This window comes from Streptomyces catenulae, from assembly GCF_000718015.1.
Lineage (GTDB): Bacteria > Actinomycetota > Actinomycetes > Streptomycetales > Streptomycetaceae > Streptomyces > Streptomyces catenulae.
In genome coordinates, this window is the sequence record NZ_JODY01000018.1 from 64,796 (window position 1) to 90,837 (window position 26,042).

A 26,042-nucleotide genomic window follows, 5' to 3' on the forward strand; every position below is an offset into this window, starting at 1 on the left:
CCGCAGATGGGTCACCGTTCCGTATCGTTCGGTGAGTTCTACGCGCGTAGGCGCTACAGTGCCGCAATGACGAGCGAGACCAGCACCCTCCCGACCAGTGACCAGATCCGGCGCGCACCGAAGGTGCTGCTCCACGATCACCTCGACGGCGGACTGCGCCCCGGCACCATCGTCGAACTCGCCCACGCCCGCGGCTACGCCGGACTGCCCGAGAGCGACCCGGAGAAACTCGGCACCTGGTTCCGCGAGGCGGCCGACTCCGGTTCGCTGGAGCGTTATCTGGAGACCTTCGCGCACACCTGCGCCGTCATGCAGACCCGCGAGGCGCTGACCCGGGTCGCCGCCGAGTGCGCCGAGGACCTCGCCGCCGACGGCGTCGTCTACGCCGAGATCCGCTACGCCCCCGAGCAGCACCTGGAGGGCGGGCTCAGCCTCGAAGAGGTCGTCGAGGCGGTCAACGACGGCTTCCGCGAGGGCGAACGGCGGGCCCGCGCGGCCGGTCACCGCATCCGCGTCGGCGCGCTCCTCACCGCGATGCGGCACGCCGCCCGCGCCCTGGAGATCGCCGAACTCGCCAACCGCTACCGCGATCTGGGCGTCGTCGGCTTCGACATCGCGGGCGCCGAGGCGGGCTACCCGCCCACCCGCCACCTCGACGCCTTCGAGTACCTCAAGCGCGAGAACAACCACTTCACCATCCACGCGGGCGAGGCGTTCGGGCTGCCGTCGATCTGGCAGGCGCTCCAGTGGTGCGGCGCCGACCGGCTCGGCCACGGCGTGCGGATCATCGACGACATCCAGGTCGGCGACGACGGCACCATCACCCTGGGCCGACTCGCCTCGTACGTCCGCGACAAGCGCATCCCGCTGGAGATGTGCCCCAGCTCCAACCTCCAGACCGGCGCCGCCCCTTCGTACGCGGAGCACCCGATCGGGCTGCTGCGGCGGCTGCAGTTCCGGCTCACCGTCAACACCGACAACCGGCTGATGAGCGGCACCACCATGTCCCGGGAGTTCGAGCACCTGGTGCGGACGTTCCGCTACACCCTCGACGACATGCAGTGGTTCACGGTCAATGCGATGAAATCAGCATTCATTCCTTTCGATGAACGTCTCGCCATGATCAACGACGTCATCAAGCCGGGCTACGCGGAGCTGCGCGCGGAGTGGCTCTTCCCGAAGGCGGCGCCAACTTCCGTCTGAGACACGGCTTCTGAGGCGGCGTGAGCCACCGGACGGGGGAGCGGGCGAGGCGGCCGGGGCGGTGCGCACCGGCCGTTTCCGCGTCCCCGGGGATGTTTGCGGCACCACGGGTGGCTCACTACGTTGCGTTGCCGGTCGACTCCTCCCCTCCTCACAAGGACGTAATCGCGATGAAGCAGGCAACCCTCAAGACGCTCGGCACCGCCCTCCTCGGCATGGCCTTCACCGCCACCGCCGCGGGCTCCGCCTCCGCGATCGACGTCGGTCAGCTCGGCGGCGCGCTCCACAAGCTGCCCGTGAAGCAGACGGCCGACACCGTCTCCGGCGTCTCCAAGAGCGCCCGCTCGGCCACCGGCGACATCCGGACCGCCCCCAACGCCAAGGGCAACCACCTCCTGGGCGGCCTGCCCACCGCCGCCCTCGGCAAGGCGCTCCCCCTCGGCGGCTGATCCCGGCCCACGCCGCCCGTGCCCCGGTCCGTCACCCCCGTACGGACCGGGGCACCGCCGTGTCAGGGCCCGGGCGGCGCGGCTCACCAGGCGGAGGCCGCGCCCTGCGACTCGGACGGCAGCAGCAGCCACAGCGCCAGATAGACGAGGAACTGGGGGCCGGGGAGCAGACAGGAGAGGACGAAGATCACGCGCATCGTCGTCGGCGTCGTACCGAAGCGACGGGCCAGGCCCGCGCAGACTCCGGCGATCATGCGGTTGTTGCGGGGGCGGACCAGTGCGGCGGCCATGAGGGCTACTCCTTCTCGACGGTGCGGGGCGATCGCCCCGACATCTCAAAGGTAGGTACGCGACGCGGAGAGGACATCAGCCTTCGGAAGGGGGCCGACCCTGGTGATTTTCGGGGTCGGACCCCTGAGATCCTCCGCCCGGCGGCGGAGCCGCGCCCGGGCCCGCGGGACGACGGCGAGATGCGCCAGCGCCAGCCCCAGGACGTTCAGCAGCAGCGTGTCGATGTCCGCCACCCGGCCCGGCACCGACCCCTGCAACCCCTGGAGAATCAGCGCCAGCAGCCCGCCCGCACCCACCGTACGCAGCAGCGACAGCACCGGGGAAACGTTCAGGCGGCCCCCGGCGAGCGGCAGCAGCACACCCAGCGGCGCCAGCATCAGCAGCGGGACGCCGATCCCGCACAGCGCCGCCCACGGGCCGCGGGCCAGCGCGGCACCGATCGTCGCCAGCGGTTCGAGATTGGCCTCCGGGACCCAGGGCACCTTCCGGGGCCACAGCATCAGACGGCCGACGACCAGCAGATGCACCACGAGGAGGAGCCGTCCGGTGGCGCGCATACGGAAGGTGGCGAAAACGCCGGGGCCAGGCTGCACACAGCCCAGGACGCCGCGAACGGCGGCCGCGGTTCCGCCCGCATCCACCCGAGTCGGGCAAGGTGGCCGGAATCCCACCCCTCCCGCGCTACGGCACGATCGGCGTCTCCTCGACCGTGTCCCGCCCGGCGTCCGGATGGGCCCGGACATCCGCCGTACAGGCGTAGCGGTGCGGCTCGCTGTCGTCCGGCCCGCCGAGCACCGCCGCCCGGTGGTGGCCGAGCACCCGGGAGTCCCCGAAGGTGCAGGCGAGCTGGGCCAGCGCGAAGGACGGCAGGGCGTCCGGCGGAACGCTCAGCCGCAGGGTGTCCCGGGGATCGCCCGGCCGCGCCGGGGCGATCGTCAGATCCTCCGGCACGGCGGACGCGAAACCGGCCTCCTCCTCCCGCGCGGACGGCGGACGCCGCAACTCCCCGAGCAGCACCCGCGCCGCCCGCAGCTGCGCCGCCGCGGCGGGCCGCTCCGCGGTGTGCGCCACCGTACGGGTCACCGGGACCAGCGTCCCGCTGCACACCAGATACACCGTGGCCGGTATCCGACCGGGCGCCCGCGCCGCCGCGCCCGGCTCCCGCACCTCACAGCTGATCCGCGACGGCGCCCCACCGGCGTCCACCGGCACCGTCGTCCCGCGCACCCCGCAACCGGCCAGCGCCAGGGCCGCGACGGCGCCCAGCGCACCGGCCGCGGCACGCCGCAGCCGTCCGTTCCGGCTCACCGACCGCCCTCCGCGTCGCCGCCGCCGTCCGCACGGGAGGCGCCGCCGTCCTCCGCGCGCTCCTCACCGGTCAGCCGGGAGGCGTCCATCGGCAGCCGCAGCGTGAAGACCGCACCGCCCTCGGGGAGATTGGCCGCGGTGATCTCGCCGCCGTGGATGTGCGCGTTCTCCAGGGCGATCGACAGCCCCAGACCGCTGCCGTCGGAGCGCGGGCGGGAGGCGCTCGCCTTGTAGAAGCGGTCGAAGACGTGCGGCAGGACCTCCTCGGGGATGCCCGGCCCGTGGTCGCGCACCCGGATGAGCAGGGTGCCACCGGGCGCCGGGCCGTCCGCCGCCTCCGCACCGGACGGCGCCGCGCTGCTGCCCGTGCGGACCGCGCCGGGCGGACACCGGTGCTCGGTCCCCGCGGCGTCCTCCGTACGGATCGACACCCGCACCGGCGAACCGCCGTGCTTGAGGGCGTTGCCGATGAGGTTGGCGAGGACGACGTCGAGGCGGCGCGGGTCGAGGCGGGCGACGATGCCGCGGTCGGCGTCCAGCTCCACCGCGTCCAGCCACGCCCGCGCGTCGATGCACGCCGTCACCTGGTCCGCGACATCGACGTCGTCCAGCACCAGCCGGGCGGTGCCCGCGTCGAAACGGGTCACCTCCATCAGGTTCTCCACCAGGTCGTTCAGCCGCCGGGTCTCGCTGACCACCAGCCGCACCGCGGGCTCGATCATCGGGTCCAGGGAGTCGGCCTCCTCCTCCAGGACCTCCGAGACCGCGGTGATCGCCGTCAGCGGCGTCCGCAGCTCGTGCGACATGTCCGCGACGAACCGCCGCGACGCCGCCTCCCGCGCGCTCAGCTCCTCCACCCGCTGCTCGACCTGCTCCGCCGTACGGTTGAACGTCCGCGAAAGGTCGGCCAGTTCATCGGTGCCGGTCACCCGCAGCCGGGTCTCCAGCCGCCCCTCGCCCAGCTGCCGCGCCGCATGACCGAGCCGCTGCACCGGACGGAGCACCATCGTCGCCGCCGCCTGCGCCAGCAGCGCCGAGCCGACCAGCGCCAGCGCCGTCGCGATCCCCAGCGACCAGGCCAGCGAGTTGAGGTCCTGCCGCTCCGTCGCCAGCGACTTCATCAGATAACCGGTCGGCCCGCCGCCGGTCACCTTCGCCCCGGCGACCAGATACGGCACGTCCCCGACTTCCTTGCGCTGCCAGTACAGATGGTGCGAGAAGCGGTTGGCGTCGTCGACCGGACGCGCGGTGTCCACCGCCGTCCGCAGCGACCGCGGCACGCTCTGCGGCGTCAGCAGCTTCCGGTCGGTGGCGGCCACACACTCCTTGCCCTCGGAGTCCGTGCCGATCAGCAACACCGCGTAGTTCTGCGGCCCGCCCGCCATCTGCTGCGCCGCGTCCTGCAACTCCCCGCACCGCGGCTGCACCGGCAGCGCCCCGGCCCGCTCACCCAGCGCCGTACGGAAGTCCTTGAGCACCGCGTTCTGGGTGCGCTCCAGCACGGTGTTGCGGTTGAGCCAGTACGCGATCCCGGACGCGGAGACCGCCGCCGTCAGCGCGACCAGCGCGAAGACGAACACCAGCCGCATCCGCAGGCTCGTCCACCGCAGCAGCCCCGCCGCCCGGCGCCGGAACCGCGGCAGCCGCCCGGCGCGGTCGTCCGCCCCGGGGGAGCCGTCCGTCACTGCGGGGTGTCCAGCCGGTAGCCGACCCCGCGGACCGTACGGATCAGCGTCGGCGACGACGGGACGTCCTCGACCTTGGCGCGCAGCCGCTGCACACAGGCGTCCACCAGCCGCGAGTCACCCAGATAGTCGTGCTCCCACACCAGCCGCAGCAGCTGCTGGCGGGAGAGCGCCTGACCGGGGCGGCGGCTCAGCTCCAGCAGCAGCCGCAGCTCGGTCGGGGTCAGCTGGAGGTCCTCGCCGTTCTTGGTGACCGTCATCGCCGAACGGTCGATCATCAGCGAACCGAAGGTCGCCGAGTCGTTGGACTCCCGCTCCCCGCGGCGCAGCACGGCCCGGATCCGGGCGTCCAGCACCCGGCCCTGCACGGGCTTGACCACATAGTCGTCCGCCCCCGACTCCAGACCCACCACGACGTCGATGTCGTCGTTGCGCGCGGTCAGCAGAATGATGGGCAGTTGGTCCGTACGCCTGATCCGCCGGCACACCTCGAAACCGTCGATGCCCGGCAGCATCACATCCAGCACGATCAGATCCGGCCGCTGCTCGCGCAGCAGCTGGAGGCCGTCCTCGCCCGACGCCGCGGTCACCACACGGTGACCTTGGCGCGACAGGGAGAGTTCGAGAGCCGTGCGGATGGCGTCGTCGTCCTCGATCAGCAACAGGAAAGGCACGCCCGCCATTCTGGCCCATGGCCCCCCGCCGCATCGACCGACCGGTGGCGTGGAACACCGACCTGTTCCCCGGGCGCCGCGGACCGCTCCACGAAGGGCCCAAAAGACCCCCCGAGGCACATCTCCCACCGCTGTGACGTGCACATCGAGCATGTCGCGGACCCCTGTGACACGGCTGTGACAGTCGACGGACAACGCGATGAAACTGGGTTGGCAGGGTTCTTGGCACCGGGAGGGACACCGACCGGGACAGTCCGACGAACCAGGCTCTACCGACGGGGGGCGCGAGATGAACACCAAGCACGCCAAGAGCACCAGCGCGGTGGTCACGCGTCTCCACGACGTCGCACGGGCCTCCGAGAAGTCCGGTGCTGCGGGAGGGCGGGGGTGCTTCCGCGGCACCGGACGGCAGCGGCAGCCGTACCGGATCGCCGTCGACGCCACGGTGAACGGCCCGGCACCCGCCGAAACGGCCCCGGAGCCCACCGGGACCACGGCGCCCGCGGCGACCACTGCGTCCGCCGCCTCCGACGCCGACTTCACCGCCTACGTGCAGGAGCGCCGCGCCGCGCTCTACGCCACCGCCTACCACCTGACCGGCGACCGCTACGAGGCCGAGGACCTGCTGCAGAGCGCACTGTTCTCGACCTACCGCGCCTGGGACCGGATCAGCGACAAGGCGGCGCTCGGCGGCTATCTGCGGCGCACCATGACGAACCTGCACATCAGCGCGTGGCGCCGCCGCAAGCTGAACGAATACCCCACCGAGGAACTGCCGGAGACGGCGGGCGACGTGGACGCGATGCGCGGCACGGAACTGCGTGCGGTGCTCTGGCAGGCGCTGGCCCGGCTCCCCGAGCCGCAGCGCACGATGCTGGTCCTGCGCTACTACGAGGGCCGCACCGACCCGGAGATCGCGGACATCCTCAACATCAGTGTCGGCACGGTCAAGTCCAGCATCTGGCGCTCGCTGCGCCGGCTGCGGGAGGACGAGGTCCTCAGCTTCGGCCGTGACGAGGAGGAGTCCTTCGGCGAGCTGGTGGCCTGAAGGACGGGGAGAAGCCCGAGGGGAGAAGGGGCTGCGGACACGTCCCGGAAACGGGGGATACGGGGGAAACCGGCCCGAGCGGAGCACTCCGCGACGGCCGGACGTACCCGGGACGCGTCCGCGAACAAGGGGAAAACGGGGGAAACACGGGGGAATACGGGGGAGCACGGGGGAAGACGGAGCGGGTTCGGACTGCCGGGGGGGCTGTCCGAACCCGCTCCGTCGTTCCGTGCCCGGCGCCGGTCGGCCCCGACGGGCAGGACCTCTAGGTGACAGGGCCCCTAGGTGGCATAGGCGACAGAAGCCCTTACCGTCCCGCTCCCGCCCCCGCCTACACCTCGACCGTCGGCTCGCACCGGACCGGGAACGTCACGGAGTTGGCGATGAAGCACTTGCGGTGGGCCTCCTCGTGGAGGGCGAGCGCCCGCTCGCGCACGGCCGCCGACGCCACCCGCACCCGCGGGCGCAGCACCGCCTCCGTGAACGCGCCGCCCCCGGCGCCGTCCTCCGTCATCGTGGCGCCGGAGAGATCCTCGTAGCCGGTGACCGCCACCCCGTTCAGGGAGCAGAGCGCCAGATAGGTCAGCATGTGGCACTGCGCCAGCGAGGCGAGCAGCAGCTGTTCCGGGTTCCACGCCTCGGCGGAGCCCAGGAACGCCGGATCGGCGGTGCCGAGGAGCGGCGGCGGGCCCTCGGAACTCACCTCGTGCCCGCGGTCGTAGTCGCGGTAGCCGCTGGTGCCCGTCCCCAGATCGCCGGTCCAGACGACGCGGGTGCGGTAGGTGTGTTCCCTGGCCTTCGGCATAACGTCCTCCTGAGACGCCGTACACGGTCCGGCCGCCGGATCCGGCCGCCGGGGCTCAGGAGCCTACGTGCGTCACTTCCGGCCCGCCGCCCGGACAGGACAGACCCGCGCCCTCCGGGGAATCCGCCGCCCCGGGCACCGCACCGCCCGGCTCCGCCGCCCGCGCCGCCGCTATCCGGGCCAGCGCCTCGGGCCGGGCGCACGGATGGGCGCCGAGCGCCGTCTGCCGCGCCACCACGGAGCGTTCGCTGCGCAGCAGCCGCAGCCCGCGGCGTATCAGGTACGGCACCGGCTTACGGCTCTCGCGCACATCGCGCAGCAGCCGTCGGCGGAAGGTGGTGGTGGGCCGTCCGCGCAGACAGAGCGCGTCGGCGAGCAGCCCGGCGGCCCGGCAGCGGTCGATCACCTCGGCGGCGAAGATGCCCTCCGCGACGAAGAGCGCGGCGCCGTCCAGCGTGACGTCCGCGGCGCCGGTGCGGGCGCTGGCCCCGATGTCGTAGACCGGGACGGCCGCGCGGCCCTCGTGGCAGAGCGCGGTGACGGCGGCGACCGCGGCGTCCGCGTCCCAGGAGAGCGGGGAGTCCCAGTCCGCGCCGCCGCCGTCGGGCAGCTGCGGCAGCGTCGGGTCGGTGCCCTCCTTGTAGAAGTCGTCGAGCCGGAGCACCGGCAGGCCCGTACGGGCGGCGAGGGAGGACTTGCCGGACCCGGAGGGACCGGTCAGCAGCAGGACGCGGGCGGCGGGGCGCCGGGCGGCGGACGGAAAGCTCACGGGAGCCCATTCTCCGGTATGAGGCCCGCCGGGCCACCCCCTGGGGCGGAACCGATGGTGTCGTGCCTGGTCCGGGCGGCGCGCCGTCGTGGCGGGCCGGGCGGCTGCCCCGCCGCCCCGCCGTGAACTGGAACGACCGGCGGCCCATCAACTACGCTGTGCGGTCAAACGATTACCAATGGTTCCCTCTCCCGTGGAAGGTTCCCCGTCGGGCGCCTTCCCCCACAGGCAGGTGGCAGCGCATGGCCTCACACGCACGTCCCAAGCCCGCTCGGCTCCCCCGTACGCTCCTGCGGGCCTCGCTCGCGGTCTCCGCGGCCGGGGCCGCGCTCGTGGCGGGCGGCGGCGCGGCGAACGCGGCGCCGGTGACGTCCACCGACACCGGCGCCACCGCCTCCGCGCTCACCGGCGCGCTGACCAACTCCCTGGCCGGGGCCACCGGACCGGTCAAGAGCCTCCAGCTCGACCCGCTGGCCAACACCTCCGTCGACCCGCTCGCCAACGCCGTCGGCACCCAGATCGCCGACTTCAAGCCGGTCGGCACCCAGCTGGCGACCGACCCGCTCACCAAGGGCGGCGCCCTCCAGGACCTGCCGCTGGTCGGCCCGGTCACCCGCCTCCTGCCGTAGAGCCGGGTTCGAACGCCGAACGGGCCCCGATCCGCGGAGGATCGGGGCCCGTACCGTGCCGGGAGGCCGCCGGGTGTCAGACGCCCATCGGGTGCCACACCGTCTTCGTCTCCAGGAAGGAGAGGAGACGGCCGGTGCCGGGGTCGGCCGACCAGTCGACCGGCGCCGGGCGGCGCACCCGCTTGAGGTTGTCCGCCGCCGCGGCCTCCAGCTCCGCCGCCGACTCCGCGTCCGCGCCCGCCAGATCGAGGGCGTTGACGTCCTGATGGGCGGCGAGCGGCGCGCCCAGCTCCGCGGTCCGGCCGGAGAGCAGGTTGACCACCCCGTCGGGCAGATCCGAGGTGGCCAGCGCCTCGGCCAGCGACAGCGCGGGCAGCGGCGCCCGCTCCGACGCCACCGCGACCACGGTGTTGCCGGTGACGATCGCCGGGGCGATGACCGACACCAGGCCCAGGAGCGACGACTCCTGCGGCGCCAGCACCGCGACCACACCGGTCGGCTCGGGCGACGACAGATTGAAGTACGGGCCCGCCACCGGGTTCGCGCTGCCGGCGATCTGGGCGACCTTGTCGGACCAGCCCGCGTACCAGACCCAGCGGTCCACGGCCGCGTCCACCTGCGCGGCGGCCTCGGCCTCCGGCAGCCCCTCGGCCGCCGCGACCTCCGCCGTGAACTGCGCCCGGCGGCCCTGAAGCATCTCCGCGACGCGGTAGAGGATCTGCCCGCGGTTGTACGCCGTCGCGCCCGACCAGCCGCCGAACGCCTTACGGGCCGCGACGACCGCGTCCCGCGCGTCCTTGCGGGACGCCAGCGGCGCGTGGGCCAGCCAGTTGCCCTCGGAGTCGGTCACCTCGTACACCCGCCCGCTCTCGGACCGGGGGAACTTCCCCCCGACGTACAGCTTGTAGGTCTTGAAGACGGAGAGTCGGTCAGCCATGGTGCTCGCCCTTCGGGGTCGACGGGGTCAGGTACGCCGCCAGACCGTGGCGGCCGCCCTCGCGGCCGTGGCCGGACTCCTTGTAGCCGCCGAACGGCGACGTCGGGTCGAACTTGTTGAAGGTGTTCGACCAGACCACCCCGGCGCGCAGCTTGTTCGCCATCCACAGCATCCGCGAACCCTTCTCCGTCCAGATACCGGCGGAGAGTCCGTACGGCGTGTTGTTGGCCTTGGCGACGGCCTCCTCCGGCGTACGGAACGTCAGCACCGACAGCACCGGGCCGAAGATCTCCTCGCGGGCGATCCGGTGTGCCTGGGTGACGCCGGTGAAGAGCGTCGGGGCGAACCAGTAGCCGGACTCGGGGAGCGCGCACTCCGGGGACCAGCGCTCGGCGCCCTCGGCCTCACCGGCGTCGGCGAGCGCGGTGATCCGGGCCAGCTGCTCGGCGGAGTTGATCGCGCCGATGTCGGTGTTCTTGTCCAGCGGGTCGCCGACCCGCAGCGTCCGCATCCGGCGCTTGAGCGCGGTCAGGAACTCGTCCGCGACGGACTCCTGGAGCAGCAGCCGCGAACCGGCGCAGCAGACATGGCCCTGGTTGAAGAAGATGCCGTTGACCACGCCCTCGACCGCCTGGTCGAGCGGGGCGTCGTCGAAGACGATGTTCGCCGCCTTGCCGCCCAGCTCCAGCGTGACCTTCTTGTCGGTCCCGGCGACCGTCCGCGCGATGGCCTTGCCGACCTCGGTGGAGCCGGTGAACGCGACCTTGTTCACGTCCGGGTGCGCGACCAGCGCGGCGCCCGTGGAACCGTCACCGGTCAGGATGTTGACGATACCCTTCGGCAGCCCCGCCTGACGGCAGATGTCCGCGAAGAACAGCGCCGACAGCGGCGTCGTCTCGGCGGGCTTCAGCACCACGGTGTTGCCGGTGGCCAGCGCCGGGGCGACCTTCCACGCCAGCATCAGCAGCGGGAAGTTCCACGGGATGACCTGCCCGGCGACGCCCAGCGGGCGCGGGTTCGGGCCGTAGCCCGCGTGCTCCAGCTTGTCGGCCCAACCGGCGTAGTAGAAGAAATGCGCGGCGACCTGCGGCAGGTCCGCGTCGCGCGACTCACGGATCGGCTTGCCGTTGTCCAGCGTCTCCAGGACGGCCAGCTCCCGCGAGCGCTCCTGGATGATCCGGGCGATCCGGAAGAGGTACTTGGCCCGCTCGGCACCGGGCAGCGCGGACCACGTCACGAACGCCTTACGGGCGGCGGCGACGGCGCGGTCGACGTCGGCGGTCTCCGCCTGCGCGACCTCGGACAGCACCTCCTCGGTCGCCGGGGAGACGGTCTTGAAGACCTTGCCGCCCGCCGCCGGGGCGAACTCTCCGTCGATGAAGAGTCCGTACGACGGCGCGATGTCGACCACCGCACGGGACTCGGGCGCCGGGGCGTAGGTGAAGGGGGTGGATGCGTCGAAAGTCATGGGAGCCTCAGTCCACCGTCACGTAGTCGGGGCCGGAGTAGCGGCCGGTGCTGAGCTTCTGGCGCTGCATCAGCAGGTCGTTGAGGAGGCTGGAGGCGCCGAACCGGAACCAGTCCGGGGTCAGCCAGCGGCCACCGAGCGTCTCGTTGACCATGACCAGGTACTTCATCGCGTCCTTGGTCGTCCGGATGCCACCGGCCGGCTTCACACCGACCTGGACGCCGGTGGCCTCGTGGAAGTCGCGGACCGCCTCCAGCATCAGGAGGGTGACCGGCGGGGTGGCGTTGACGGAGACCTTGCCGGTCGACGTCTTGATGAAGTCGGCGCCCGCGAGCATCGCGAGCCAGGAGACCCGGCGGACGTTGTCGTACGTCTGCAGCTCACCGGTCTCGAAGATCACCTTGAGGTGGGCGGCGCCGCCGGCGGGCCGGGCGCACGCCTCCTTGACGGCCTTGATCTCCTCGAAGACGGAGCGGTACCGACCGGCGAGGAACGCGCCGCGGTCGATGACCATGTCGATCTCGTCGGCACCGGCGGCGACCGCGTCCCGGACGTCGGCCAGCTTGACCGGCAGTGCGGCGCGCCCGGCGGGGAAGGCGGTCGCCACGGACGCGACATGGATGCCGGAACCGGCGAGCGCCTCCTTGGCCGTCGCGACCATGTCCGGGTAGACGCAGATCGCGGCGACCTTGGGGACGGTGCGGTCGGTGGGGTCCGGGTTGATGCCCTTGGCGCACAGCGCCCGCACCTTGCCGGGGGTGTCGGCTCCTTCGAGCGTCGTCAGGTCGATCATCGAGACGGCGAGGTCGATGGCGTACGCCTTCGCCGTCGTCTTGACCGAGCGGGTACCGAGGGCGGCGGCACGGGCTTCGAGGCCGACCTTGTCGACGCCGGGGAGGCCGTGCAGGAAGCGGCGCAGCGCGCCGTCGTCGGCGGTCACGTCCGCCATCGACGCCAGCCGCCCCGCGGCTTCCTTGCCGTATGCGGGAACTGTGGTGGGCATGGTCACGAGGGGAGCATATCTACGCGCGTAGCAGCCTGTCATCCCCCGGGGGAAGGTCGGACGGGTGGGCGCGTGGCGGGCGCCGCGGGCGTACGGGCCGCGGGCGCGCGCCCCGTCGGCCCGGCCGCGGCGATCCGCCCGACCGATGCCGTAACGCAATGTCCGGCATCCGGACGGTCAGGCAGAATCGGCAGCATGACGCGCCAGGATTCCGCCAGCACGGCCCCGCAGAAATACGCCGAGCGCAGCTACCGCTCGCCCATGGGCCTGGTCGGCGGCGCCCTGCTGATCGCCCTCGGCCTCTGGCTCGGCGGCGACGCCTTGGTCCGCGGCGCCCCGGAGACCAAGCTGACCGCGCTCTTCGCGCTGGTGCTCGGCGTGCCCCTGGTGGCCGCGTTCACCCTGCGCCCCGTGGTGAAGGCGGGCGAGGAGCGGCTGCTGGTCCGCAATCCGTTCCGCACCCTGACGCTCCCCTGGGGCGCGGTGGAGGACCTCCGGGCCTCCTTCTCCTGCGAGGTCTTCACCACCGGCGGCCACAAGTACCAGCTCTGGGCGGTCCCGGTCTCCCTGCGCCAGCGCAAGAAGGCCGGACGCCAGGCGGCACGCGGCTCGGCCCCGCGCCGCTTCGGTCTGGGCGGGGACGCGCCGGTCCCGCGCGCGATGGCCGACCAGACGATGGACGAACTGCGCGAGATCAAGGAGCAGGCGGCCCACCGGGAGGGCGCGTCCGGCGAGCCGGTGGTGCGGTGGGCTTACGGGATCATCGCCCCCTGCGTGGTGGGCGTGGTGGGGCTGGCGGTGATGCTGGCGGTGTAGGAGCGCGCTCCGCTCCGCGACTGCGGGCCTGTTCTCCGTCCACCGCGGTGGACGGAGAACAGGCCCGCAGGCGTGAAGGCTCCCGGCTGTCAGATCCCGGCCGCCGCCGAGAGGTCCTTCTTCAGCTCGGCCAGGACCTCCGCCGCCCGTTCCCGCGCCGCCGGGAGCGCGTCCGCCGAGGCGACCGGCAGGACGACCTCCAGGTAGCACTTGATCTTCGGCTCGGTGCCGCTCGGGCGGACCACGACGCGACCGGCCGACACACCGCGGTCCGCGGCACCGGCGAGCGTGTAGCGCAGGCCGTCGGTGGGCGGCAGCGTGTCCGTGCCGCGGGCCAGGTCCTCGGCCTCGGACACCGGGAGTCCGGCGAGCGTGGCCGGGGGAGCCTCGCGCAGGCGGCGCATGGCGTCCGCGATCAGGGAGAGGTCCTCGACGCGGACCGACAGCTGGTCGGTGGCGTGCAGACCGTATTCGACGGCGAGGTCGTCCAACAGGTCGGTGAGGGTCCGGCCGGAGCGCTTCAGCTCGGCGGCCAGTTCGGTGATCAGCAGGGCGGCGGTGATGCCGTCCTTGTCGCGGACGCCCTCGGGGTCGACGCAGTAGCCCAGCGCCTCCTCGAACGCGTACCGCAGGCCGTCCACCCGGGCCAGCCACTTGAAGCCGGTCAGCGTCTCCTGGTACGGGAGCGTCGAGGCGGCGGCGATCCGGGAGAGGAGGGAGGAGGAGACGATGGTGGTGGCGAAGGTGCCGGTGGCCCGCTTGCTGACGAGGTGGGCGGCGAGGAGTGCGCCGACCTCGTCGCCGCGGAGCATCCGCCAGCCCGCGTCGGTGCCGGGCGCGGGCACGGCCACCGCGCAGCGGTCCGCATCCGGGTCGTTGGCGATGACGATATCGACGCCGGGGCCCGCGGCGCGGGCGGTGGCGAACGACAGGTCCATCGCGCCGGGCTCCTCCGGGTTGGGGAACGCGACGGTCGGGAAGTCCGGGTCCGGCTCGGCCTGTTCCGCGACGACCAGCGGCGCGGGGAACCCGGCGCGGGCGAACGCCGCCAGCAGCGTGTCCCGGCCGACGCCGTGCATCGGGGTGTAGACGACCCGGGCATCGCGCGGCGAGCCCGGGGTGAGGACCGCGTCGGTGCGCTCCAGGTAGGCGGCGAGGACGTCGTCCCCGAGGGTCTGCCAGCCGGAGTCGGGGCGCGGTACGCCGTGCAGCGGGCCGACCGCGGCGATCTCGGCGGCGATCTCACCGTCGGCGGGCGGCACGATCTGGGAGCCGTCGCCGAGGTAGACCTTGTAGCCGTTGTCGCGCGGCGGATTGTGGCTGGCGGTGACCTCGACACCGGCGACCGCGCCCAGCTGCCGGATCGCGAACGCCAGGACCGGCGTGGGCAGCGGGCGCGGCAGCACCGCGGCGCGCAGCCCCGCGCCGACCATCACGGCGGCCGTGTCGCGCGCGAAGTCGGCGCTCATGTGGCGGGCGTCGTAGCCGATGACGACGAGACCGTCGCCGTCGCCGCGGCCCTTGAGGTACCCGGCGAGACCGGCGGCGGCGCGGATGACCACCGCGCGGTTCATCCGCATCGGCCCCGCGCCCAGCTCCCCGCGCAGCCCCGCGGTGCCGAACTGCAGCGTCCCGGCGAACCGGTCGGCCAGCTCGGTCAGGTCACCGGCGTCGATCAGCCGGGACAGCTCGTCGCGGGTCTGCGGGTCGGGGTCCTCGGCCAGCCAGGTCTGGGCGAGACGGATCAGCTCCGCGGGGTCGGTGGCCACGTGATGCTCCTGACGACGGTGGGTGGGGCGGGGATGCGCGGGACGGGACCGGTGGCGTCCGGACGGGCCGGGCGCCGGGTGGCGTACGGGGCCGGGGCGGGCGGGGCCGGGCGCGGTGTCCGCCCCGGACCGGCCGCCCGCCCCGGCCACCGGGCTCAGAGCTTGCCGAGCACCTGGGCCAGCAGGCTGCCCATCCGGGTCGCGGAGTCGCGGCCGGCCTGCAGGACCTCTTCGTGGTTGAGCGGCTCGCCGGTCATGCCCGCGGCGAGGTTGGTCACCAGGGACAGACCCAGCACCTCGGCGCCCGCCTCACGGGCGGCGATGGCCTCCAGCACCGTCGACATACCGACCAGGTCGGCGCCGAGCGTGCGGATCATCCGGATCTCGGCGGGCGTCTCGTAGTGCGGCCCGGGGAACTGCGCGTAGACGCCCTCCTCCAGGGTCGGGTCGACCTCCTTGCACAGGGCGCGCAGCCGCGGCGAGTACAGGTCCGTCAGGTCGACGAAGTTCGCACCGGCGATCGGGGAGGTGGCGGTGAGGTTCAGGTGGTCGCTGATGAGCACCGGCTGACCCGGACGCATCCCGTCGCGCAGACCGCCGCACCCGTTGGTGAGCACGATCGTCTTGCACCCGGCGGCGACGGCGGTGCGCACGCCATGCGCCACGGCGGCCACGCCGCGGCCCTCGTAGTAGTGCGTACGGCCGAGGAAGACCAGCGCGCGCTTGTCACCGACGCGGTACGAGCGGATCTTGCCGCCGTGGCCCTCGACGGCGGGCGGCGGGAAGCCGGGCAGCTCGGTGACGGGGAACTCGTGCTCGGGCGCGCCCAGCGCCTCCGCGGCCGGGGCCCAGCCGGAGCCCATGACCAGGGCGACGTCGTGGCTCTCGGCGCCGGTGAGTTCGCGCAGGCGGGCGGCGGCGTCCCCGGCGGCGGCCTGCGGGTCGCGGGCGGGGTCCGTGGTAACAGATGCGTTCACGCGGACGAGGGTAGCGGGAAATCTCCTACGCGCGTAGATGCCGCTGCGTACGGGGCCGGAAGGGGCCGGTGGAAGGGGCGCGTGGGCCGGTCGGGGCGGGCCGGTCGGGGGCGCGCCGCCGTGGCGCCTCAGCAGGGGCGCTTGCGCAGCTCCATGACGTAGTCGTGCGGGGCGCCCGCCGACTCGGCGGCGTCGGCGATCTCGCCCAGATAGCGGGCGGACGGCAGCCCGCCCTCGTAGCCGTTGAGGACGTAGAGCCAGGTGGGCTCCTCGCCGTCGAGGGTGTGCACCCGCACCCGCATCCGGCGGTAGATGTCGAGGCCGACGCCCTCCCAGCGGTCCATGGAGTCCTCGTCCATGGGGGCGATGTCGTAGAGCGCGACGAAGACCTGGGAGCGCGGCGCCTCCACGATGGTGGCGAGGGCGCCCTCCCAGCCCAGCTGCTCGCCGCCGAACGTGAGCCGCCAGCCGTTGAGCCAGCCGGTGCCGCGCAGCGGGGAGTGCGGTGCGCGGCGGGACATCAGCCGCGCGTCGAGGTTGCCGGCGTACGCGGCGTAGAGCGACATGGTTCGAGGGTACGGGAGGCGGGCCCGCGCGCTCCTGGGGAACGGAGGATCCGGAGCCGGGAAATCCGCCGCCCGCCGCACCCCGCCGGGAAGCTCCGCGCGGCGTGCGGGACAATGGAGGGCGTGACTCGGATCGTGATCATCGGTGGCGGACCCGGCGGATACGAAGCGGCCCTGGTGGGCGCCTCGCTCGGCGCGGAGGTGACCGTCGTCGACTGCGACGGTCTGGGCGGGGCGTCGGTGCTGACCGACTGCGTCCCGTCGAAGACTCTCATCGCGACGGCCGAGGTGATGACGACCTTCGACTCCTCGTACCAGGAGCTGGGCATCATCGTCGAGGACGGCACGCCCGACCCGGAGCGGCCCGCCCGCGTCGTCGGCGTCGACCTCGGCAAGGTCAACCGCCGCGTCAAGCGCCTCGCGCTCGCCCAGTCGCACGACATCACCGCCTCGGTGACCCGCGCCGGTGCCCGTGTGCTGCGCGGTCGCGGGCGGCTGGAGCCGGGGCAGGCCACGGACGGCTCCCGCAAGGTCACCGTCACCGCCGCCGACGGCACCGAGCAGACGCTGATCGCCGACGCGGTGCTGATCGCCACCGGCGCGCACCCCCGCGAGATCCCGGACGCCCTCCCCGACGGCGAGCGCATCCTGAACTGGACGCAGCTCTACGACCTCGACGAGCTGCCCGAGGAACTGATCGTCGTCGGCTCCGGTGTCACCGGCGCCGAGTTCGCCGGTGCCTACCAGGCGCTCGGCTCCCGCGTCACGCTCGTCTCCTCCCGCGACCGGGTGCTGCCCGGCGAGGACCCGGACGCCGCCGCCGTCCTGGAGGACGTCTTCCGCCGCCGCGGGATGAACGTCATGGCCCGCTCCCGCGCCGCCGCCGTCAAGCGCGCCGGTGACCGCGTCGAGGTCACGCTCGCCGACGGCCGGACGATCTCCGGCACCCACTGCCTGGTCGCCGTCGGCTCCATCCCGAACACCGCCGGGATCGGTCTGGAGGAGGCCGGGGTCCTGCTGAAGGAGTCCGGGCACATCCACACCGACCGGGTCTCGCGCACCTCCGCGCCCGGCGTCTACGCGGCGGGCGACTGCACCGGCGTCTTCGCGCTGGCGTCGGTCGCCGCGATGCAGGGCCGCATCGCGATGTACCACTTCCTCGGCGACGCGGTCACGCCGCTGAACCTCCGGACCGTCTCCGCGAACGTCTTCACCGACCCGGAGATCGCCACCGTCGGCTACTCCCAGGCGGACGTCGACGCGGGCAAGATCGACGCCCGGGTCGTCAAGCTCCCGCTGCTGCGCAACCCGCGCGCCAAGATGCAGGGCATCCGCGACGGCTTCGTGAAGATCTTCTGCCGTCCGGGCACCGGCATCGTCGTCGGCGGTGTGGTGGTCTCGCCGCGCGCCAGCGAACTGATCCACCCGATCTCGCTCGCGGTCGACAACAACCTCACCGTCGAGCAGATCGCCAGCGCCTTCACGGTCTACCCGTCGCTCTCCGGCTCGCTCGCCGAGGTCGCGCGGCAGCTGCACACCCGTAAGGCGGCGAACGAGTAGCCGCCTTCGGGGCGCCGCGGGTTGGAACGTTTGTGCCTCGGGTGCGCGCGGCGGGTGAGGGGCGCCGGGGCCGGATCCCGGGCGCCCGGCGCTGACCAGCGATCATGTCGCCGCGGCCGGGCGGGAGTTCGGGGTAGGAGCCTTCTATACCACTCGGTCACCCGCGGCGTGCACAATTTCCGTTAATTGGTGCAACCTGCTGAAAACAGACGGTCGTTGGCGTTACTGTCAGTTTCGTGTTCGCTGCAGAACGTCGCCAATTGATCCTTGAAATGGTGCGGGCCAACGGAGCGGTGTCGCTCCGGGAGCTCGCCCGTGTCGTCCAGACCTCCGAAGTGACCGTACGCCGGGACGTACGCGCGCTGGAAGCGGAAGGGCTCCTCGACCGCCGACACGGCGGAGCGGTCCTCCCGGGCGGTCTCGCCCGGGAATCCGGTCTGCCCCAGAAATCCCATCTCTCGACCGCGGAGAAGACGGCCATCGCCGATCTCGCCGCGGGCTTCGTGGAGGAGGGGGAGGCCATCGTCGTCGGAGCCGGCACCACCACCCAGGAGCTGGCCCGTCGGCTCGCCCGGGTGCCCGGACTGACCGTCGTCACCAACTCCCTGCTGGTCGCCCAGGCGTTGGCCCATGCCAACCGCGTCGAGGTCGTGATGACCGGCGGGACGCTGCGGGGCTCCAACTACGCGCTGGTGGGCAGCGGTGCCGAGCAGTCGCTCCAGGGGCTGCGGGTGTCGCGCGCCTTCCTGTCGGGCAGCGGGCTGACCGCCGAGCGCGGGCTGTCCACGTCCAACATGCTCGCCGCCAGCGTCGACCGGGCCCTCGTCCAGGCGGCGGGCGAGGTGGTGGTCCTCGCCGACCACACCAAGCTCGGCGCCGACACGATGTTCCAGACCGTCCCGACGGACCTCATCACCCGGCTGGTCACCGACGAGCCCCCGGCCCACGACGACCGCGCCGCGACGGAGTTGCAGGCCCTCGCCGACCAGGGCGTACAGATCGCGGTGACGGGCAGCGCCGCCGGTGCCACCCCCGCCACCGCGGACGGCGCCGCCGACCGGCGCGGCCACCGCCGGGAGGTGCCGCTCCCGGGCCAGCGCCGCAACCACCCGCCCGGCGGCGCGGCCGCTCCGCTCCGCTCCGCCTCCCTGGGCGACGCCCCCCGCGTCGCCGATCTCGCCCCCCGCCGCCGCTGAGACGTCCCGGGGCCCGGCGGCACGTCCGCGGGGCCCCGGGAGGTCTCAGTACGCCGGGGTCACGGGGTGAGGACCACCAGCTGCCGGGTCGCCCGGGTCATCGCGACATAGCGGTCGACGGCGCCCGCGATGCCCGTCCCGAACGACTCCGGGTCGACGAGGACGACCAGATCGAATTCGAGGCCCTTCGACAGCTCCGGCGTCAGCGCCCGGACCCGGGGCCGCCCGCGGACCGCCTCCGCCCCGGCGCCGTCCCCGACCCCGATGACACAGACCGTCCCGTCGTCGTGCGCGGCCAGCCAGGCGTCGAGGATCGCGTCCCGCTCCGCGACGGACGCACGGGTGACGGGGATGCCGCCGCGGCGGATGGACGTCGGCACGTTCGCGTCCGGCAGCGCGGCGCGGATGGCCGGCTCCGCCTCGTCCATCACCTCCTGCGGTGTGCGGTAGTTGATGCCCAGGGACGCCACCGTGGCCCGGTCGAGCCCGACCCGCGCCAGCCGCTCCCGCCAGCTCTCGGTGAAGCCGTGCCGGGCCTGCGCGCGGTCGCCGACGACGGTGAAGCTGCGCGAGGGGCAGCGCAGGATCAGCATCTGCCACTCGGCGTCCGTCAGCTCCTGCGCCTCGTCCACGACGACATGGGCGAACGGACCGGCGAGCAGATCCGGTTCGGCGGTCGGCTGCCCGGCTTCGCCGATCAGGGTGTCCTGGAGGTCCTGGCCGTGCAGCATCGTCACGGCGCCCTCGCCGTCGTCGTCCGCCCGCAGGATGCCCTCGATGACGGTGGCCCGGCGGGCGCGTTCGGCGGCGACGGCGGCCGCGTGGCGGCGCTTGCGGCGGTACGCCTCCGGGTCGCCGAGCCGCTGCCGCGCCGCATCGAGGAGCGGCAGGTCGGAGACGGTCCAGGCGTGGGCGTCGGCGCGCTGGAGGCGGCGTATCCCGTCCCGGTCGAGCCAGGGCGCGCAGCGGCGCAGATAGGCGGGGACCGACCAGAGGTCCCCGATCAGGTCGGTCGGCTCCAGCGTCGGCCAGGCGCGGTGCAGGGCGGTGATCAGCTCACGGTTGCGCAGCAGCGAGCGGCGCAGCAGCTCGGGGGAGAGGCCGTCGCCCTCCGTGCCGTGCTTCTCCGCCAGCAGGGTGAGCAACTCCTCCAGGATCTGGTCGCGGGCCTCGTTGTGCGGGGTGCCCGGCTCGACGGCGGCGAACGCGACGGCCCAGTCGGTGGGGCTCAGCCACACCTCCGACCAGTGCGTCTTGACCGTCATGCCCTCGGTGGGCGGCTCCTCGTAGAGGGCGACGGCCGGTTCGACGGCCCGCACCATGTCCGCGGACGCCTTCAGCCGGGCCACCTCCGGATCGGCCTCGGGCACCGCCCGCGCCCCCTCGGCGACGAGATCGCGCACGGTGCACGTCTGGACGCCCTCCTCGCCGAGGCTGGGCAGGACGTCGGCGACGTACGCGAGATAGGGGCGGCTGGGGCCGACGAAGAGGACGCCGCCGCGGCGGTGGCCCAGCCGGGGGTCGGAGTGGAGGAGGTGGGCGGCGCGGTGCAGGGCCACCACGGTCTTGCCCGTGCCGGGGCCGCCGTCGACGACGAGCGCACCGCGCGAACCGGCCCGGATGACGGCGTGCTGATCGGCCTGGATGGTGGTGAGGACGTCGCGCATCCGCTCCGAGCGGCCCGCGCCCAGGCTGGCGATGAAGGCGGACTGGTCGTCCAGCGCGGCGTGACCTTCGAGGCCGTCCGCGGTGAACACCTCGTCCCAGTAGTCGCCGATCCGGCCGTGGTTCCAGCGGTAGCGGCGGCGGCGCGTCAGGCCCATCGGGTCGGCGTGGGTGGCGGCGAAGAAGGGCGCGGCGGCGGGGGAGCGCCAGTCGACCAGGAGGCGGCGGCCGTCGCCGTCGGTGAGGCCGAGGCGGCCGATGTAGACCGGCTCGGGGGCGCCCTCGTGCACGATGTGGCCCAGGCAGAGGTCCAGGCCGAAGCGGCGCAGGGTGCGCAGGCGGCCGGTGAGCCGGTGGACCTCGGTGTCCCGGTCCATCGCGGCCCGGCCGAGGCCGCCGGGGGCCCGCCGTACCTCGTCGAGCCGGTCGGAGAGTTCGGCGATCGTCTCCTCCAGCGTCGCGGCGACGGCGGCGAAGTGCCGTTCGTCGCCGTCGATCAGCGCCGGGTCGGCCTTGGCGGCGAGCCGTTCGGGCAGCGCGAACGCGCCGGTGGTCGGGGAGGTCATCTCAGCGGCTCCGATCCGGGGCCGCGGACACCGGTGCGGCCGGTGCGCACCCCCGCCGACCCGGTCGCCGCGGGGACGGCGCGGTCCCGCTCCGCGGCGCGACGCCACCACCGCCCGGCCCATGAACCGACAACACCACACACACCTCGTGAATCTCTCAATCCCGCAGGATCCGCCAACGGCCTGCGATTCTGCGGTACGAGGGGGGCCTTGCCGCAAGGCCCCCTGTGCGTTATACGTTGTAAAGGGAGGGGGCGGATCGCACTCGCCCGACCTGCGGATCCGATCGCCTCGCCGGGCGACCGCCCGGGCGTACGGGCCCGGAGCGCCGCGCCACCCCTTGAACTCTTCTTCTCCGCGGCCCCGTTGGGCACCTCGCCGTCGGCGCGTACGCCGCCCCCGGCCGCGGGCGTCACCCTTCCGCGGGGCGGTCCGCCTTCAGGCCGGTCAGGGTGAGGGTCAGCAGACGGTCGGCGAGACGCGGATCGTCCGGGGACTCCTCGGCGGCCAGCGCGATGCCGTTCGTCAGCTGCATCAGATCCCCGATGGTGACGTCCGGACGGACCGCACCGGCGCGCTGCGCGCGGGCCAGCAGGGCACCGCCCGCCTCCCGCATCGGCACGCTGCACCGCGCCATCCCGGAACTCTCGTCCGCCGTCGCCGTCATCAGCGCCCGCGACAGACCCCGGTACGTCCCGGCGTGGGTGATGATCGCGCGCAGCCACTCGACCAGTGCCCGGCACGGCTGCGGTGCGTCCGCCAGCTCCCGCGCCTGCGCCAGCAGCGCGTCCACCTCGCTCTGGAAGACCGCGCCCATCAGCGACGTACGGTGCGGGAAGTGCCGGTAGAGGGTGCCGATGCCGACCCCGGCGCGGCGGGCGATCTCCTCCAGCGAGGTGTCCGTGCCGTGCTCGATGAAGGCGGTACGGGCCGCGGCCAGCAGCCGCTCGTAGTTGCGCCGGGCATCGGCCCGCATGGGGCGCGGGGTGCGCGCCGCGCCGCCCGCCGCCTCGCTCCGCCGCCCTGCCGTCTCGGTCGCCATCGCCGTCCTTCCTCACCCCGGCCGGTCCCGGCCCGGTGGCTCCAGGATGCCACTGACCGGGGCCCCTCCGGGCCGCCCACCCGGGGGCGCACGGGGTCGCTGCACACGCCCCTGACGGGCGCCCCCGGGCCCGCCGGTGGACGGGCGGCGTCCCGCGCCCCAATCCCCGGTGGCCGCCCGGCGACACCTCGCCCAACACCCCGGGACGCCGCAACGCCGCGCCCCCAAAGGTCATCAAACCTGGCGCGAAGAGGTGTTCCGGGCGGTGCGTGCCCCGGGCGCCGGTACACCGAGGAGCCGGCACGGGCGCGCGCCCCTGCGGCGCCACCAGACCCGGGGAAGACGTCATGGGGCTCACCAGCCGCCCGCTGCTCTACGCCACCGTCCTGGCCGCGCTGGCCGCGGTCGCGCTGACCTGCCGACTCTGGCCGCGCTTCGCCGGGCGCGGCCCACGGGCGCTGCTCGGCCGACTCGGCTCCCTCCTCGCCACCCAGCTCGCCCTGCTCGCGGCCCTCGCCCTCGCGGTCAACGCCAACTTCCAGTTCTACGGCTCCTGGCACGAACTCCTCGGCCTCTACGACGACGCCCCCGGCGCGGTCGCCAAATGGGGCGGCGCCACGGGCGTCGGCCCCGCCGGGGACCCGTCGCAGGGCCTCGTCCAGCCGTCCGGCCCGGAAGGGCTCGACAAGGTCCACGGTCTGCCCCAGGGACCGCCCGCCCTCCACGGCAAGGTCGAGACCGTACGCATCGTCGGCAGGCGGACCCGGCTGGTCGACCCGGCGTACGTCTATCTGCCGCCGCAGTACTTCCAGGACGCCTACGCCCGCCAGCGATTCCCCGTCGTCGTGGCGCTCAGCGGCTACCCGGGCGGCATCTACCTGCTGGGGCAGCATCTGCGGCTGCCCCAGACCGCGGCGGCGCTGCTCCGCTCCGGGCAGCTGCAGCCCACCGTCATCGTGATGCTGCGGCCGACCGTCGCCCCGCCCCGGGACACCCAGTGCGTCGACGTACCCGGTGGCCCGCAGGCCGAGACGTTCTTCGCGAAGGACGTACCGGAGGCGCTGCGCTCCCACTACCGGGTCGGCCACGACCCCGGCGGCTGGGGCGTCCTCGGCTACTCCTCCGGCGGCAGCTGCGCCCTCCAACTCGCCATGCGCCACCCCGGTACGTACACCGCGGCGGCGGCGCTCTCCCCGGACTACAAGGTCACCCCCGACCCGACCACCGGCGATCTGTTCGGCGGCGGACGCGACCGGGTGCGCCGCCGCGAGGAGCACGATCTGCTGTGGCGGCTGCGCCATCTGCCGCCGCCGCGGGTGTCGGTGCTGATCGGGACCAGCCGCCACGGCGAGAAGAACTACCCGGCGGCCCGGGAGTTCCTGGCCGCCGTCCGGCCGCCGATGCGGGCGGACACCGTCCTGCTCGACCAGGGCAGCCACAACTTCGCCACCTGGCGCCGCGAACTGCCCGCCGCACTGCGCTGGATGAGCAAGGAGCTGACGTTCCCGGAGGACGTGGTCGGGGCGTCGTAACGGGCGGGCCGGGGCGCGCGGACCTCGCCTGCGCGCCCCCGGCGGCCGGGCGCGCCCCGGATACGCGGAAGGCCCCGGCACAGGCGTGCCGGGGCCTTCCGTCGCGTACGGCCGGACGTCAGTCCTTGATCTCGCAGATGACGGCGCCGGAGGTGAGGGCGGCGCCGACCTCGGCGGTCAGGCCCTTGACGGTGCCCGCGCGGTGGGCGTTGATGGGCTGTTCCATCTTCATCGCCTCCAGGACGACGACCAGCTCGCCCTCGGCGACGGTCTGGCCCTCCTCGACGGCGACCTTGACGATGGTGCCCTGCATGGGGGAGGCGAGGGTGTCGCCGGAGGCGGCGGAGCCGGACTTCTTGGAGGCCTTGCGCTTGGGCTTGGCGCCTCCGGCGACCGCGGCGCGGGCCAGCGGCATGCCGAGCGAGGAGGGCAGCGAGACCTCCAGGCGCTTGCCGCCGACCTCGACGACGACCGTCTCGCGGGCGTCGGCTTCCGCTTCGTCGCTGCCGGTGGCGGCGAAGGGCGGGATGTTGTTGACGAACTCCGTCTCGATCCAGCGGGTGTGGACGGTGAACGGGTCGGTGGAGCCGGTCAGTTCGGGGGCGAAGGCCGGGTCCTTGACGACGACGCGGTGGAAGGTGAGGGCGGTGGCCATGCCGTCGACGGTGAATTCGTCGAGGGCGCGGGCGGCGCGCTGGAGGGCCTGTTCGCGGGTGGCGCCGGTGACGATCAGCTTGGCGAGCAGGGAGTCCCAGGCCGGGCCGATGACGCTGCCGGACTCCACACCCGCGTCGAGGCGGACGCCGGGGCCGGAGGGCGCCTCGAAGGTGGTGACGGTGCCGGGGGCGGGGAGGAAGTTGCGGCCGGGGTCTTCGCCGTTGATGCGGAATTCGAAGGAGTGGCCGCGCAGGGCGGGGTCGTCGTAGCCGAGTTCTTCGCCGTCGGCGATGCGGAACATCTCGCGGACGAGGTCGAGGCCGCTGACCTCTTCGGTGACGGGGTGTTCGACCTGGAGGCGGGTGTTGACCTCGAGGAAGGAGATGGTGCCGTCCTGGCCGACGAGGAATTCGCAGGTGCCGGCGCCTTCGTAGCCGGCTTCCTTGAGGATGGCCTTGGAGGCGCGGTAGAGCTCGGCGTTCTGCTCGTCGCTCAGGAACGGCGCCGGGGCCTCCTCGACGAGCTTTTGGTGGCGGCGCTGGAGGGAGCAGTCGCGGGTGGAGACGACGACGACGTTGCCGTGCTTGTCGGCCAGGCACTGGGTTTCGACGTGGCGGGGGCGGTCGAGGTAGCGCTCGACGAAGCATTCGCCGCGGCCGAAGGCGGCGACGGCCTCGCGGACGGCGGAGTCGTACAGCTCCGGGACCTCTTCGAGGGTGCGGGCGACCTTGAGGCCGCGGCCGCCGCCGCCGAAGGCTGCCTTGATGGCGATGGGCAGGCCGTTTTCCTTGGCGAAGGCGACGACCTCGTCCGCGCCGGAGACGGGGTCGGGGGTGCCGGCGACGAGGGGGGCGCCCGCGCGTTGGGCGATGTGGCGGGCGGCGACCTTGTCGCCGAGGTCGCGGATGGCGTGCGGGGGCGGGCCGATCCAGGTCAGTCCGGCGTCGAGGACGGCCTGGGCGAATTCGGCGTTCTCGGAGAGGAAGCCGTAGCCGGGGTGGATGGCGTCCGCGCCGGAGTCCTTGGCGGCCTGGAGGACCTTGGTGATGTCGAGGTAGCTGGTGGCCGGGGTGTCACCGCCCAGGGCGTAGGCCTCGTCGGCCGCGCGGACGTGCAGGGCATCCCGGTCGGGGTCGGCGTAGACCGCCACACTCCCGATTCCGGCATCCCGGCATGCACGGGCTACGCGGACAGCGATTTCGCCACGGTTGGCGATGAGCACCTTGCGCACGATGGGTCCTTCCTTGGCGCTACGCCGCAACACACTGAACGCAGCGAGTTTAGGGACTGGCGACACCGCATGCCGACCCGTTCCCCGAGGTGACGTTCCCCACACGGAGCGTGGCACGGGCGCCAGTGAGGGTGCGAAGCCCCCTGACAGCCCAGGGTAGGCCCGGTTTCCCGGCGGCGGACGGGCTCCTCCGTGT

The 26,042-nt window shown here is 73.5% G+C and carries 24 protein-coding genes; 8 read left to right on the plus strand and 16 right to left on the minus strand.

Annotated elements, in window-relative coordinates; all coding sequences use genetic code 11:
• The first annotated feature begins 66 nt into the window (after positions 1 to 66).
• Together IF23_RS0117535 and IF23_RS33560 are read left to right on the plus strand one after the other, a co-directional pair.
• Positions 67 to 1,203, plus strand: coding sequence for an adenosine deaminase (locus IF23_RS0117535; protein ID WP_030284694.1), 1,137 nt, complete (start codon positions 67 to 69; stop codon positions 1,201 to 1,203).
• A gap of 170 nt (positions 1,204 to 1,373) precedes the next feature.
• Complete coding sequence (locus IF23_RS33560; protein WP_030284696.1) at positions 1,374 to 1,652, plus strand: hypothetical protein; 279 nt, start codon at positions 1,374 to 1,376, stop codon at positions 1,650 to 1,652.
• 83 nt (positions 1,653 to 1,735) lie between these two features.
• On the opposite strand, the gene IF23_RS0117545 is transcribed toward IF23_RS33560, so the two are convergent.
• From IF23_RS0117545 to afsQ1, 5 genes are all read right to left on the minus strand, one after another.
• Positions 1,736 to 1,942 (minus strand): PspC domain-containing protein, encoded by a 207-nt coding sequence (locus IF23_RS0117545; RefSeq protein ID WP_030284698.1) that lies wholly within the window; start codon positions 1,940 to 1,942, stop codon positions 1,736 to 1,738.
• 45 nt (positions 1,943 to 1,987) lie between these two features.
• Positions 1,988 to 2,500: a VanZ family protein gene (locus IF23_RS0117550; protein ID WP_211266164.1), complete on the minus strand. Its 513-nt coding sequence runs from the start codon at positions 2,498 to 2,500 to the stop codon at positions 1,988 to 1,990.
• Positions 2,501 to 2,624: 124 nt separating this feature from the next.
• Entirely contained in the window at positions 2,625 to 3,251 is a 627-nt protein-coding gene (locus tag IF23_RS0117555; protein ID WP_030284702.1) for a hypothetical protein, read from the minus strand.
• Entirely contained in the window at positions 3,248 to 5,035 is a 1,788-nt protein-coding gene (locus IF23_RS0117560) for an ATP-binding protein (RefSeq protein WP_037678509.1), read from the minus strand. Before IF23_RS0117560 ends, IF23_RS0117555 begins: the two co-directional genes overlap by 4 nt.
• On the minus strand, positions 4,933 to 5,610 hold the full coding sequence (gene afsQ1, locus IF23_RS0117565) for a two-component system response regulator AfsQ1 (RefSeq protein ID WP_211266165.1): 678 nt from the start codon (positions 5,608 to 5,610) through the stop codon (positions 4,933 to 4,935). Before afsQ1 ends, IF23_RS0117560 begins: the two co-directional genes overlap by 103 nt.
• Positions 5,611 to 5,899: 289 nt before the next feature.
• Between afsQ1 and IF23_RS0117570 the strand changes: the two genes are divergently transcribed.
• Complete coding sequence (locus IF23_RS0117570) at positions 5,900 to 6,658, plus strand: SigE family RNA polymerase sigma factor (RefSeq protein WP_030284708.1); 759 nt, start codon at positions 5,900 to 5,902, stop codon at positions 6,656 to 6,658.
• A 331-nt stretch (positions 6,659 to 6,989) separates the two neighbouring features.
• Here the strand turns inward: IF23_RS0117570 and IF23_RS0117575 are convergent, their stop codons facing one another.
• Positions 6,990 to 7,463, minus strand: a complete 474-nt coding sequence (locus IF23_RS0117575; RefSeq protein ID WP_030284710.1) for an OsmC family protein — start codon at positions 7,461 to 7,463, stop codon at positions 6,990 to 6,992.
• A gap of 55 nt (positions 7,464 to 7,518) precedes the next feature.
• Entirely contained in the window at positions 7,519 to 8,232 is a 714-nt protein-coding gene (locus tag IF23_RS0117580) for a nucleoside/nucleotide kinase family protein (RefSeq protein WP_051739665.1), read from the minus strand.
• A 242-nt stretch (positions 8,233 to 8,474) separates the two neighbouring features.
• Between IF23_RS0117580 and IF23_RS0117585 the strand changes: the two genes are divergently transcribed.
• Positions 8,475 to 8,861 (plus strand): hypothetical protein, encoded by a 387-nt coding sequence (locus IF23_RS0117585; protein ID WP_030284713.1) that lies wholly within the window; start codon positions 8,475 to 8,477, stop codon positions 8,859 to 8,861.
• A 76-nt stretch (positions 8,862 to 8,937) separates the two neighbouring features.
• Here IF23_RS0117585 and IF23_RS0117590 read toward each other — a convergent pair whose 3' ends face one another.
• From IF23_RS0117590 to deoC, 3 genes are read right to left on the minus strand one after another with little or no spacing between them, the layout of a single operon-like run.
• Positions 8,938 to 9,798 carry an aldehyde dehydrogenase family protein gene (locus IF23_RS0117590; protein ID WP_030284716.1) on the minus strand — a complete coding sequence of 287 codons (861 nt, stop codon included), beginning with the start codon at positions 9,796 to 9,798 and terminating at the stop codon, positions 8,938 to 8,940.
• Positions 9,791 to 11,266 (minus strand): aldehyde dehydrogenase family protein, encoded by a 1,476-nt coding sequence (locus tag IF23_RS0117595; RefSeq protein ID WP_030284717.1) that lies wholly within the window; start codon positions 11,264 to 11,266, stop codon positions 9,791 to 9,793. The genes IF23_RS0117590 and IF23_RS0117595 overlap by 8 nt, the downstream gene beginning before the upstream one ends.
• 7 nt (positions 11,267 to 11,273) lie before the next feature.
• Entirely contained in the window at positions 11,274 to 12,269 is a 996-nt protein-coding gene (deoC, locus tag IF23_RS0117600; protein WP_030284720.1) for a deoxyribose-phosphate aldolase, read from the minus strand.
• Positions 12,270 to 12,464: 195 nt separating this feature from the next.
• Here deoC and IF23_RS0117605 point away from each other — a divergent pair, with 195 nt between their 5' ends.
• The gene (locus IF23_RS0117605) at positions 12,465 to 13,085 is read left to right on the plus strand and encodes a PH domain-containing protein (RefSeq protein WP_030284722.1); all 621 of its coding nucleotides are present in this window, start codon (positions 12,465 to 12,467) and stop codon (positions 13,083 to 13,085) included.
• Positions 13,086 to 13,174: 89 nt separating this feature from the next.
• Here IF23_RS0117605 and IF23_RS0117610 read toward each other — a convergent pair whose 3' ends face one another.
• The 3 genes from IF23_RS0117610 to IF23_RS0117620 form a co-directional block, all read right to left on the minus strand.
• Positions 13,175 to 14,854, minus strand: a complete 1,680-nt coding sequence (locus tag IF23_RS0117610) for a phospho-sugar mutase (RefSeq protein WP_030284724.1) — start codon at positions 14,852 to 14,854, stop codon at positions 13,175 to 13,177.
• 155 nt (positions 14,855 to 15,009) lie between these two features.
• The gene (locus tag IF23_RS0117615) at positions 15,010 to 15,831 is read right to left on the minus strand and encodes a purine-nucleoside phosphorylase (RefSeq protein ID WP_030284726.1); all 822 of its coding nucleotides are present in this window, start codon (positions 15,829 to 15,831) and stop codon (positions 15,010 to 15,012) included.
• Positions 15,832 to 15,959: 128 nt separating this feature from the next.
• The gene (locus IF23_RS0117620; protein ID WP_030284728.1) at positions 15,960 to 16,397 is read right to left on the minus strand and encodes a gamma-glutamylcyclotransferase family protein; all 438 of its coding nucleotides are present in this window, start codon (positions 16,395 to 16,397) and stop codon (positions 15,960 to 15,962) included.
• Between the two features lie 114 nt (positions 16,398 to 16,511).
• Between IF23_RS0117620 and IF23_RS0117625 the strand changes: the two genes are divergently transcribed.
• The gene (locus IF23_RS0117625; RefSeq protein WP_030284730.1) at positions 16,512 to 17,957 is read left to right on the plus strand and encodes an NAD(P)H-quinone dehydrogenase; all 1,446 of its coding nucleotides are present in this window, start codon (positions 16,512 to 16,514) and stop codon (positions 17,955 to 17,957) included.
• A gap of 236 nt (positions 17,958 to 18,193) precedes the next feature.
• Entirely contained in the window at positions 18,194 to 19,153 is a 960-nt protein-coding gene (locus tag IF23_RS0117630; protein ID WP_078654051.1) for a DeoR/GlpR family DNA-binding transcription regulator, read from the plus strand.
• Positions 19,154 to 19,212: 59 nt separating this feature from the next.
• Here IF23_RS0117630 and helR read toward each other — a convergent pair whose 3' ends face one another.
• Positions 19,213 to 21,384, minus strand: a complete 2,172-nt coding sequence (gene helR, locus IF23_RS0117635; protein WP_030284734.1) for an RNA polymerase recycling motor ATPase HelR — start codon at positions 21,382 to 21,384, stop codon at positions 19,213 to 19,215.
• Positions 21,385 to 21,796: 412 nt separating this feature from the next.
• Entirely contained in the window at positions 21,797 to 22,426 is a 630-nt protein-coding gene (locus IF23_RS0117640; RefSeq protein ID WP_051739667.1) for a TetR/AcrR family transcriptional regulator, read from the minus strand.
• 347 nt (positions 22,427 to 22,773) lie between these two features.
• Between IF23_RS0117640 and IF23_RS0117645 the strand changes: the two genes are divergently transcribed.
• A complete protein-coding gene (locus IF23_RS0117645; RefSeq protein WP_030284738.1) occupies positions 22,774 to 23,958 on the plus strand; it encodes an alpha/beta hydrolase in 1,185 nt (394 codons plus the stop codon).
• 118 nt (positions 23,959 to 24,076) lie between these two features.
• On the opposite strand, the gene IF23_RS0117650 is transcribed toward IF23_RS0117645, so the two are convergent.
• Positions 24,077 to 25,846 (minus strand): acetyl/propionyl/methylcrotonyl-CoA carboxylase subunit alpha, encoded by a 1,770-nt coding sequence (locus tag IF23_RS0117650; RefSeq protein WP_030284740.1) that lies wholly within the window; start codon positions 25,844 to 25,846, stop codon positions 24,077 to 24,079.
• Positions 25,847 to 26,042: the final 196 nt, after the last annotated feature.